General features: G+C 45.4%; 8 protein-coding genes. All 8 read left to right on the top strand.

Annotated elements, in window-relative coordinates; genetic code table 11:
* The first annotated feature begins 29 nt into the window (after positions 1 to 29).
* The 8 genes from FS818_RS13005 to FS818_RS12970 all read left to right on the top strand — a co-directional run bounded on the left by FS818_RS13005 (position 30) and on the right by FS818_RS12970 (position 7,731).
* A complete protein-coding gene (locus tag FS818_RS13005; RefSeq protein WP_145332263.1) occupies positions 30 to 881 on the top strand; it encodes a 3-hydroxyacyl-CoA dehydrogenase family protein in 852 nt (283 codons plus the stop codon).
* 18 nt (positions 882 to 899) lie between these two features.
* Positions 900 to 1,949, top strand: a complete 1,050-nt coding sequence (locus tag FS818_RS13000) for an HAD-IIIC family phosphatase (protein WP_145332261.1) — start codon at positions 900 to 902, stop codon at positions 1,947 to 1,949.
* A 15-nt stretch (positions 1,950 to 1,964) separates the two neighbouring features.
* Positions 1,965 to 2,228, top strand: coding sequence for an acyl carrier protein (locus tag FS818_RS12995; RefSeq protein WP_145332259.1), 264 nt, complete (start codon positions 1,965 to 1,967; stop codon positions 2,226 to 2,228).
* Positions 2,225 to 3,109: a hypothetical protein gene (locus FS818_RS28785; RefSeq protein WP_186375471.1), complete on the top strand. Its 885-nt coding sequence runs from the start codon at positions 2,225 to 2,227 to the stop codon at positions 3,107 to 3,109. Before FS818_RS12995 ends, FS818_RS28785 begins: the two co-directional genes overlap by 4 nt.
* 25 nt (positions 3,110 to 3,134) lie before the next feature.
* Positions 3,135 to 3,899 (top strand): thioesterase II family protein, encoded by a 765-nt coding sequence (locus tag FS818_RS12985; RefSeq protein WP_145332257.1) that lies wholly within the window; start codon positions 3,135 to 3,137, stop codon positions 3,897 to 3,899.
* Between the two features lie 48 nt (positions 3,900 to 3,947).
* Complete coding sequence (locus FS818_RS12980; protein ID WP_260989839.1) at positions 3,948 to 6,251, top strand: ABC transporter permease; 2,304 nt, start codon at positions 3,948 to 3,950, stop codon at positions 6,249 to 6,251.
* Positions 6,252 to 6,266: 15 nt separating this feature from the next.
* A complete protein-coding gene (locus FS818_RS12975) occupies positions 6,267 to 7,034 on the top strand; it encodes an ABC transporter ATP-binding protein (RefSeq protein WP_145332252.1) in 768 nt (255 codons plus the stop codon).
* Positions 7,035 to 7,095: 61 nt separating this feature from the next.
* The gene (locus tag FS818_RS12970; RefSeq protein WP_145332250.1) at positions 7,096 to 7,731 is read left to right on the top strand and encodes a TetR/AcrR family transcriptional regulator; all 636 of its coding nucleotides are present in this window, start codon (positions 7,096 to 7,098) and stop codon (positions 7,729 to 7,731) included.
* The last annotated feature ends 18 nt before the right edge of the window (positions 7,732 to 7,749 follow it).

The raw sequence follows: 7,749 nt of genomic DNA, 5'->3' as shown, positions 1-7,749 counted from the left end.
GACCAGATCAACAGGAAGAGAGGTTAGGTATGCATAATCAGCTCATTGCAATTATTGGCGCAGGCGTAATGGGATGTGCTACAGCATTGGATGTTGCCAGAGCGGGGTATCGGGTCATTTTGCAGGATCATTCAGAGTCCGCCATTGCTCAGGCCCCTGATGTCATACGTCGTGAATACCGTTCAGCCTGTTTCTTGAAACAAGGATACGGTGAGGTTCCGCTCGATATCATTATGGATCGAATTTCGTTCCAAATTCAGGACGAAGGTGTGGAAGAGGCTGGCGTCATTATTGAAAATGTGACCGAAAATATAGAGTCCAAAAAGGAAGTTTATGCGCGTTTGAGTCAAAAGGCCCGTCCGGATGCTCTTTACGCGTTGAACACAAGCTGTATTTCAGTAACCAAGCTGGCCTCCTTTTTACCTGATCCAAGACGCGCCATAGGTGTACATTTGATGAATCCGGTTCCGGTTAAATCGATGGTGGAGGTGATCAAAGGGCATCATACAACACCTGAGACAGAGCAAGAGATGGTAGCGTTTCTGGAGTCTCTCGGCAAAAGTCCGGTCGTCATCGAGGATCTGCCGGGTTTTGTATCGAACCGACTCTCCCATTTGTTAATGAATGAAGCAGCCTTTATTGTGCAGGATGGTATTGCTACAGCTGAGCAGGTCGATGCCATTATGAAAAAGGGTTTTAGTTATCAGATGGGCCCGCTGGAAACAGCAGATCTGATCGGTCTGGATACCGTCGTTCATTCGCTTAAAGTGCTGTACGACAGTTATCAGGACCCCAAATTCCGCTGTTGTCCGCTATTGCAGAAAATGGTGGATGCTGGACACTGGGGACGCAAGACGGGGCAAGGGTTCTATGCCTATTAACGAAAAGGAGGCATGTCCATGGAGCGGTTGAAGGATATCAAATGTGTCGTATGGGATCTGGATCACACGATCTGGGATGGAGTCTTACTTGAATCCGGAGATGTGAAACTAAAAGCGCGCATAAAGGAGGTGATTGAACAATTAGACCGCCGCGGAATACTGCACTCCATTGCCAGTAAAAATGACGCAGAGCTGGCTTGGGCCAAACTTACCGAATGGGGCATTGCCGAGTATTTTTTATACCCCGAGATTCATTGGGATGCGAAGTCCATATCCATTCAGCGTATTCAGCAGAACATCAATATCGGAATGGATGCCATCTTGTTTGTGGACGACCAGCCTTTTGAACTGGAGGAAGTGAAAAGTGTACATGCGGATGTTCAGGTTCTTCATGCAGATCACTATGAGACGATGCTGAATGATCCGAGACTGATGCCTCGCTTTATTACAGCAGACTCTTCCCGCAGAAGACAGATGTATCAGGCAGATACACTTCGAAAGCAGGCGGAAGAACAGTATGAAGGTCCTTCGGAGAAGTTTCTGGCTTCACTCGGTATGAAGTTTACTATCTATGAAGCGACAGAGGATGATCTTCAGCGAGCGGAAGAGCTCACGGTTCGTACCAATCAGTTGAATGCTACAGGGATCACTTACAGTTATGAGGAACTACATCAGTTGATGACTTCACAGGATTACTTGCTATTGGTGTGTGAACTTGAAGACAAGTACGGAACATATGGAAAGATCGGGCTCGCGCTTATTCATAAGCAGCCGGATATATGGAGACTGAACATGTTGCTGATGTCGTGCCGCGTCATGTCAAGGGGAGCAGGAAGTGTATTGCTCACTTATATCATGCGTGAAGCGAGGCAACAGGGTAAGCAGATGCTTGCTGATTTCAGAGAAACCGGGAGAAACCGGATGATGAATATCAGCTATCGTTTTGCTGGTTTTACACAGCTGTCTGCAGATCCTGACGGAAAGATCGTCTTTTCGCATGATCTGAAGCAGGTTGTGGAGTTTCCAGACTATATTGAAGTTTGTGTGCCTGAAAGACAACATCAATAACAAGGGGGAAGAGCGGTGGATTATCGTCAGGAAATTCGAGATTTTATCGGAAACAATCTTACTATGGAACATGAGGACGCTCAAATCAGCGACAACGACAACTATTTTGAAATGAGATTTGTCAACTCACTCTTTGCCATGCGTTTAGTGGATTTTGTAGAGCGCAGATTCCAGATTGAGATCGGAAATGATGATTTGGACTTGGCCAATTTCAGTACCATTAACCGATTGCATGATCTCATTGAGAGAAAGCTTGCTGCCAAGGAGGTGGCACGATGATTACAGCCAATCAGTCATCTGTTCGTCCAGTGTCCAGCCCGGCAGCCAGTCCTTCCAATAAGTATATGTATCTGTTTCTGGCGATGTCCTTCGGTACTTGTTATGGTATTGCCAGCTTGTTCATGTTCTTTCCTGATTTTATTGTCCCCATCACTGGTGAACTTCATCTGATGCATCCGTTAGCTATCGTTGCTCTGTACTCTCCTTCGATTGCCGGATTAATTACATGTTATTTAATGGGAGGCAAAGACGCGCTGAAAGGCATGTTCTTGAAGCTGGTTCCGCGAAAAAAAGATCTGTTCTGGATTCCTGTGATTATCGGTATTTCCATCGTATTTGCTTCATCGATGCATTTTGGCTCCCTGCTATTCGGCATACCGGTTCCCGATCTGACATATAGTGTACCGGAAATGATCTGGCTCGGCATTTTGAACTTGTTCAAGGAGACGGGGCTCATCGGCGGTTTATTTGGCTGGATTGGATTCTTGCTTCCCTTCCTGCAAGGCAAGTTGAAAAACAATGTAACAAGTGGTCTGATTACAGGATTCCTGTTTGGACTATGGGTGCTTCCGGGTTATCTGATTTCATCCTTTGGCACCTCAACCACATACATATACTACGTGGTGCAGCTTATGGCGTTTATCGTATTTCAGAGCTACATCTTCAATGCTACCAAAGGCACGCTGTTGTTTTACCTTCTGGCTTTTTGGCTTGTCGCTACAGGAAGTCAGATCGATCTGTATTACTTCAATCCGCAAGTGCAGATCATGCAATTTTTCTTCTTCGTAACTTCGGCAATTATCATTCATATCGTCTTTAAGCGCAAAAAAGTGGACACAACGCTCCAGACATTTCCTGCATATGTTCTAGACGCGAAATAAAGCAATTAATGGTGGTGATGGAGTGATGGCACAGACTTATCTTGAACGACTGCAGAAGGGCAGGGAGAACAGGCAGGTGATCTGTTTTCCTTATCTGGGTGGACACTCTCGGAGTTTTTATCCTTTAGTATCTTACCTTCCGGATACGGAAATATGGGCATATACACCTCCCGGTCACGGGATGAATTCGGAAGAGCCTCTGGAACATATGCAGCAGCTTGTAGAGCTCTATACGAACGAACTGTTGCCTATAATTCAACCTGGTGCAATGTTGTTTGGGCACAGCTTGGGCGGCATTACAGCTTATTATGTGGCTCAGCGGTTACAACAGGAGCTTCCGGATGTAGCCAAGACGTTGCGTCTTGTGTTATCCGCCTGCAATACGCCTGCTGAATGTGGATTGAAGCGATATGACCAGATGTCTGATGAGCATCTCATAGATCACCTTTTCTCTTATGACGGTCTACCTAAAGAGCTCATCCACGAAAAAGAACTTTTGCAGTATTTCATGCCTGTAATTCGGGCAGATTTTCGAATGCTGGAATCCGCAGCGACACTTGAATGTCAGCCTCTTTCACTGCCAGTGCTGTTTCTGTGGGGAGAACGGGACAATGCCGTTCCCCTTCAGTCAGCACTCAAATGGGAAAGATATTTTGATGTACCGATGAAGCTTCAGACCATTCGAGAGGGGACGCATATGTTTATCATGCACCACCCTTCAACAGTGGCGCATTATCTGACAAGCTTTATGACTCCAGAAGTAGAACGACTGAACATAGTAGATAGATGAGAGGAGCCATGTAAGTTTATGCTGCTGAGAATGCTGAGAAACGACTTAATGAGGAAAAAAGGAATTACGGCTGCACTGTTTATTTTTGTCCTGCTCGCCGCTTTGCTGGTATCTTCCGGTTCTCGAATGATCATGGAACTGACAAGTTCCATTCAGTATCTGTTCTCTGAATCGAAGACACCTCATTTTGTGCAAATGCACTCTGGAGAACTGGATCAGACCAAAGTAAACACATGGGCTGAAGGAAATGCAATGGTTGAGCAACATCAGATAGTTGAGATGGTTAACATCAATGGAGCTAACCTTTACCTTGGTGCAGAGTCCGAGAAAAATACCGTCATGGATATTGACTTCGTTACACAAAATCAGCAATTCGACTATTTACTGAATCTGAATAGTGAGATTATCCAGGTTCGTGATGGCGAGATTGCTGTACCTGTGTATTATTTACAGCAAAATAAATTAAATATCGGTGACCAGGTTCGGATCAATAATGGGGCTTTTGAGCGTTCATACACCATTGTTGATTTTGTGCGTGATGCACAGATGAATCCATCTGTTGTGCATTCGAAGCGTTTTATCGTAAGCCCGAATGATATGGGGCAATTGAAGCAAGGGGTCGGAGAGATGGAATATCTCATTGAGTTCCGACTGCATGATCCTGCCAAGACAAGTGAGTTCACCCAAGCCTATCAAAATGCAGGGCTCCCTAACGCTGGCCCGGTGGTGACTTATGGTTTGTTCCAGCTCCTCAACGGGATGACAGACGGAATTATCGCAGCTGTTATTATTTTGGTCAGCCTGGTGCTGATTCTGATTGCGATGCTGTGTATTCGTTTTACCATGCTTGCGACTATTGAGGAAGATTACCGCGAGATCAGCGTGATGAAAGCCATTGGTATCGCAGAGAAAGATATCAAGCGGCTCTATTTGGTCAAATATGTGTTTATGGCAGGTTTGGCTTCCATTTTGGGTTACATCGCTTCCCTCGGAGTGAACCAGCTTTTTGTATCTAATATTATGCTGTATATGGGGAAAGCACCGGCTACATTACTGCATTTCGCCGTGCCTCTGCTCGCTGCAGGTTTGATTTTCACCATGGTTGTCCTGTTCTGCCGCGCGGTGCTTCGTCGTTTTCGTTCGATCTCTGCTGTGGAAGCCCTTCGCACCGGAAGTTTGGGGGATACGCAGATCGTTCGCAACCGTTTAAACCTCTCACGTAATCGCTGGTCTTCCGTGCCTGTTTTTCTTGGGTTAAAAGACGTGATGCAACGTGTCAAAATGTTCCGTTTGTTATTATTCGTATTCATCGTCAGTTCATTTATTATGATCGTACCGCTTAACTTTTTGAACACACTGCAGGCTCCAAGCTTCATATCTTATATGGGTGTAGGGCAAAGTGATATTCGCATCGATCTTAGGCATACCGACGATGTAGAGCAACGTTATGCTCAACTAGTGAATCAAATTGGAAATGACGCAGACGTTAAGAAATATTCACCTCTCGTAACGAGCCAGTTCAAGATTCGTAATGCGGAAGGCAGTTACGATAATCTCAGCGTGGAGAGCGGAGATTTCAGCATCTTTCCTTTGTCCTATCTTAGCGGGAACGCACCAGCAACAGATCGGGAAATTGCTCTCTCTGACGCCAACAGCAGTGAACTCAAACTCAAAACGGGGGATCAGCTGACCTTGCAAGTGGGCGGTCAAGACCAAGTGATGACGGTCAGCGGCATCTATCAGGATGTGACGAATGGCGGAAAAACAGCAAAGGCGCTTTTGCCTTACAACAAAGACAGTGTGCTCTGGTATGTAGTCAGTTTGGATCTGAAAGACCGCGGTGTGATGGCTGCCAAAATTGCAACATATGAGAAAGACTTCTCGCCAGCGCGCGTAACGGATCTTCAAGGATACTTGAATCAAACGCTTGGTGGTACGATTCAGCAATTAAAGCTGGTGACCACACTTGCACTGGCCATTGGCATATTCATTTCTATTTTGATTACCTCACTGTTCCTGCAGATGATGGTTGCCAAAGATAACAACGATATTGCTGTGTTGCGAAGCATCGGCTTTGCGTTATCCAAGATCAAGTTGAAATATGTCGTGATGTCATTGGTCATCCTCATTGTAGGTGTAGCCGCAGGCACAATCTTATCCAATACACTGGGTCCAATGCTGGTAAGTGGCATTATGTCCTCCTTTGGTGCTTCAAAGATTGTATTTGTGATTGATCCGGTGCAGGCATATGTACTCTGTCCATTGCTACTGGCAGGAACGATCATTATTACAGCCTGGATCAGCATTCAGTCGATTCGGGAAACGAGCATTTCGAAAATGATAGTTGAATAGGGAGGCATAACGAAGATGACAACAATACTAGAAGCTAGAGACGTGAATAAATCCGTAGCGATTGGCGAGAATGAAGAACATCGCATTCTGAAAGATATTAATCTGCAGCTCAAAAAAGGAGAGTTTGTCTCCATTATGGGCCCGTCCGGTTCGGGTAAATCGACCCTGCTCTATAACATCAGCGGCATGGATCAGATTAGCACGGGCAGTGTGTTTTTTAACGGTAAACAAATATCGGCTTTCCCTGAAAAAGATCTGGCGAGTCTACGCCTGACCAAAATGGGTTTTATTTTTCAGAACATTCATCTGCTCAAAAATTTAAACCTGCTCGACAACATCATCCTTTCTGCTTATCTGGCCAAAAACAGCAACCGGGACACGATTAACAACCGTGCAATGTCATTAATGAAAAAAATGGGAATCGATGAACTGGCTGAGCATAACATTACCCAAGCCTCAGGGGGGCAACTGCAACGGATCGCGATATGCCGGGCTTTAATCAACAATCCGGATATTTTGTTCGGAGATGAACCTACCGGGGCGCTGAATTCAAAATCAACACATGAGATCATGGACATTCTTGGCGATATTAATGCCACAGGAACGACGATTTTGCTTGTGACACATGACGTCAAAGTTGCAGCCCGCTCGGAACGAGTGCTGTTTATGATGGACGGCAATCTGGTAGCAGACAAAAACATCGGAAAGTATGACCGGGACAAACTGGATTTGAAGGCAAGGGAAAGTCGGTTAGCACAATGGTTGACGGAAATGGGGTTCTAAACTTAGAGCTTCATGACTAAAATAGACCGACAGTCGGTCTAGAGGTAATGGAGGACAGAATATGAGATTGATGAAAAATCCGGAGGAACGCAGAAATGAAATTTTGGATGCGGCCGAAATTCTGTTCGTGACCAAAGGGTACACCAAAGCAACGATTATGGATATCCTCCATGCTTGTGATATTGCCAAAGGCACATTCTATTACTACTTCCAGTCCAAAGAGGAGGTTATGCATGCCATCGTTATGCGTTTTATTATGAGTGGCGAAGCTGCAGCAAGACGTGTCGTGGCAGATCCCGAGCTCAGCGCGCATGATAAAATTTTCCGCATCATTATGACCCAGAATCAGCCTGATGATCGCAAGCTTGGCGTGATCGAGCAATTGCACAGCGTGCAAAATGTAGAAATGCATCAAAAAAGTCTGGTTGAAACGGTTCTTCGTCTCAGCCCCATTCTGGCAGAAGTCGTGGAACAGGGCATTCAGGAGGGGGTATTTCATACCCCTGCTCCTCAGGAAAGCATTGAGTTTTTACTCGTTTCCTCGCAGTTTTTGCTGGATCAGGGCATTTTTCATTGGCAGGAAGAAGAATTTCAGAAGAAGGTTAGAGCATTCAGTCAGATTATGGAACGGGTTCTGGGTGCTGAACATGGAAGTTTTGCTTATGTAACGGAACTATATTTCCCACATCAAGCTTAACAAGTAAAGGAGTTGTAA

The organism is Paenibacillus xylanexedens, from assembly GCF_007680605.1.
In the GTDB taxonomy this organism is placed as follows: Bacteria; Bacillota; Bacilli; order Paenibacillales; family Paenibacillaceae; genus Paenibacillus; species Paenibacillus xylanexedens_B.
Note: the sequence above shows the minus strand (reverse complement) of the source record. Positions and strands in the feature narration are given on the sequence as shown.

Excerpts from the sequence above, each read along its gene's own strand:
- FS818_RS12985 (WP_145332257.1), top strand. The coding sequence starts at position 3,135 with ATGGCACAGACTTATCTTGAACGACTGCAGAAGGGCAGGGAGAACAGG.
- FS818_RS12975 (WP_145332252.1), top strand. The coding sequence starts at position 6,267 with ATGACAACAATACTAGAAGCTAGAGACGTGAATAAATCCGTAGCGATT.
- FS818_RS12980 (WP_260989839.1), top strand. The coding sequence starts at position 3,948 with ATGAGGAAAAAAGGAATTACGGCTGCACTGTTTATTTTTGTCCTGCTC.
- FS818_RS28785 (WP_186375471.1), top strand. The coding sequence starts at position 2,225 with ATGATTACAGCCAATCAGTCATCTGTTCGTCCAGTGTCCAGCCCGGCA.
- FS818_RS12970 (WP_145332250.1), top strand. The coding sequence starts at position 7,096 with ATGAGATTGATGAAAAATCCGGAGGAACGCAGAAATGAAATTTTGGAT.
- FS818_RS13000 (WP_145332261.1), top strand. The coding sequence starts at position 900 with ATGGAGCGGTTGAAGGATATCAAATGTGTCGTATGGGATCTGGATCAC.
- FS818_RS13005 (WP_145332263.1), top strand. The coding sequence starts at position 30 with ATGCATAATCAGCTCATTGCAATTATTGGCGCAGGCGTAATGGGATGT.